Source organism: Chamaesiphon sp. OTE_20_metabat_361, assembly GCF_031364565.1.
This window is the reverse complement of record NZ_JANLWO010000749.1, coordinates 1-2,805: the sequence shown is the minus strand read 5'-3', so window position 1 is coordinate 2,805 and position 2,805 is coordinate 1. Positions and strand designations below refer to the sequence as shown.

Annotated in this window: 3 protein-coding genes; 2 read left to right on the top strand and 1 reads right to left on the bottom strand. The window is 45.8% G+C overall.

Features of this window, described 5'->3' with window-relative positions:
* The coding region (locus RMO35_RS21280) for a hypothetical protein (RefSeq protein WP_309744026.1) at positions 1-252 on the top strand (252 nt) is incomplete at its 5' end.
* 365 nt (positions 253-617) lie between these two features.
* On the opposite strand, the gene RMO35_RS21275 is transcribed toward RMO35_RS21280, so the two are convergent.
* Positions 618-1,304 carry a TerC family protein gene (locus RMO35_RS21275; RefSeq protein ID WP_396135023.1) on the bottom strand — a complete coding sequence of 229 codons (687 nt, stop codon included), beginning with the start codon at positions 1,302-1,304 and terminating at the stop codon, positions 618-620.
* A 603-nt stretch (positions 1,305-1,907) separates the two neighbouring features.
* Here RMO35_RS21275 and RMO35_RS21270 point away from each other — a divergent pair.
* A partial coding sequence (locus RMO35_RS21270) for a hypothetical protein (RefSeq protein WP_309744022.1) occupies positions 1,908-2,805 on the top strand: 898 nt, incomplete at its 3' end.

Below are 2,805 nucleotides of genomic sequence, written 5' to 3'. Positions count from 1 at the left end.
ATTCTCCACATTACTGGAGTTGATGAAGAAAAGATCCACATCAAATCACCCTTGTGGGTTGCTAGTCTGAGTCGAGCCAACCTTGAAAAAGGCGTGGAGCTGATCGAAGAAGGTGTAATCGATCGACAACCCGGTCAATTCGTTGAAGACTACAAAATTTACGTCGCCGACGAACGTGCTACTTCAGCAGCACATATCCTCAAAGATCTGGGATTTCTGACCGAAGATCGCGGTTATTACCCAACCTGTTGAATTAGTTAATAGCGATCGGAATTTTTGAGTTGCTGCGGAGATCTTTACCCCACACTGTGACTACGGCAGGCTTCGCCAACGGCTGTCGCTCAGTGCATCGCCCCAGCCCTCCCCTTAGAAAGCGGATGCAACCACGCGGAGGTTCCCTCCGCATGTGTTGCACCAAGCAGGGGAGGGAGCGAAAGCCCCCCCCTTTATAAGGGGGGGTTGGGGGGGTAAACCCAGCGAAAACGAAGCCCAGCCGACTTGTGTACACAAGGTAGGGTAATGAATGGGGTCGATATTCGATGTCGATCCCCAGACATCTGCGATCGTGGAGATAGTACTCACTGACTTCGATCGTCACTAAATACCACAGCTAATGGTTACTCTTGGGCTGATTCCTTGCGTTGTGAGAATCCCCAGGTAAAAATAATTGCCACTAGCGCAATCGTGATTTGTTCGGGAATCTCCAAATCGGGATAGAGTGCGCGAACTAGGAGCTTAACTCCCACCAACCCAACGGCAACATAACCAGCATCTTCAAGATGGGTGTATTCTCCCAACCAGCGGATAAATAAGTCTGCCATAAACCGGAGTAAAATAATGCCGATCGTCGCGCCAGCAATCACCAACCAAGTATCGGTTGATACCGCGATCGCGGTGGCTACGCTATCGAGCGAAAACGCCAAATCGGTAATAGCAATAATCGGAATCACTTGCCACAGCGAAGTGTATTGAGGACGTAGTGGTTCCCCATCCTCATCTTTACCCGCTGTAAAGTACTTAAATACCAACCACAGTAGATAAGCAGCCCCCAACACCTGAAATTGCCAGTAGCGCACTACCCAAGTAGCAGCGACGATCAGTGTCATCCGGAGGATATAGGCAAAGAGTAGACCGAGATTTAGGGCTTTGGGACGGAGTTTTTCGTCAACCAAGCCTTGAGAAATGGAGGCGAGGGCGATCGCGTTATCGGCTGATAGTACAGCTTCTAGCGCGACTAGCACTAGCAACAAGATTGGTGTAGACATACCAATATCTATTGGTAACTCGATCGGTTTGTCTATCATCGATGAAGTAAAGAGGATTGGATAGTGTAATGGTAATTTTCAGCTAGCAGCGACACCTGAAAATTTTAAGCTGTATCGGTGGGATCGCATCACTCCCATTTTATCAAACTTAGCTGCTATTACCCTATTGTACCCGCTCGCCGTCATCGCATTGCTGCTGGGTGTCGATCGCCGCGCTCTTGATTTGAGCAGTCTGCGAAATTGTCAGAACTAGCAGAAAATTGCTAATCTACTCGACCTGATATTAACAAGCTAGTGCCGAAATTATTTAGCAATCGATCGATCGATTGTAATATTTATCACGTTTTAATTAATCCTTGACAATTCAAGATCCAGATTGCTGCACTCACAAGGTTTGAGGTTTTATCGATCGCGATCTGGCTCAAATTGTTCGAGCAAACGCCGATTTTGAGTAAATTAGCAATAGATAAAAGTACTGTTTTAGATCGATATATTTTTTTAAATTGCGTATTTAGTCGTATTAACAAAAATGACGAAGAAATATAGTATCTAGGTGATTTACTTTCAAAAAACACATTTAGCACGTTCGCTAAACTCCTCACCAACATTGGATCGCGCCACTTATCTTTAAGGATTATTCAAATGATCGAAGTAAAAAAGCAAGTTAAATATCTGATGTGTGGCGGATTAACGCTGTTTGCTCTAGCTGGAGCAGCTCCTGCTCATGCGGTATCTTTTGTGAACACTTTTCGCCCATCGGGGAACACTACCGAAGTTGGTACAGTAGATCCAGCAACCGGAGCCTATACTCGTTACAGTTCGAGTGAATTACAGTTAACTGACATTGCATTGAATACAACTAATCAGTTGTATGGCGTTACCTACGATCAATTATACCGACTTAATGCAGGAACTAATACTCAAGCAATCGTAGGTGACTTAGGCGTAACTGGCATTAACGGTCTAGCCTTTGATAACAAAAATAATCTATATGGGCTTGGGGGACGCAGCACCACCAACGGGATTGGGAACCCTGGCTTTTATAGTATTAGCACTTCCAATGGTGTTGCTTCATTAATTAGCAACCTTGGCGCTTTAGCACCCACAGCATTTGGTAACGGTAACGCAACTAATGGTGATAGTAGCGACCTCGTTTTCAATCCCAGCACTGGCGAGTTTCTGGCTGTATCAGGAAATAATAATGCTCAGTTGTTATCGATTTCCTTAACTGGTACGACGAGAACAATTGGTACTGGCACTGGCTTCAACTTCGTTTCGGGATTGACTTTAGATGGTGGTGTCTTGCGGGGGTATACTACCAATAAAAATCAGATTACGATCGATATCGCTACCGGAGTAGGTGCTTTCGATAAACAAGTCAGCGGTATTGTAGTATTGCTCGATGGCTCTAATTCTTCGATCGGGGGAGCCGCATCAACCATCTCTGCAACGGCAGTGCCCGAACCAAGTGCGATGGGTGGGTTTGCCTTTTTAGGCGTCTGTTTTGGTGCCCGGATGTTGCTCAAGCGCAAACAGCGAC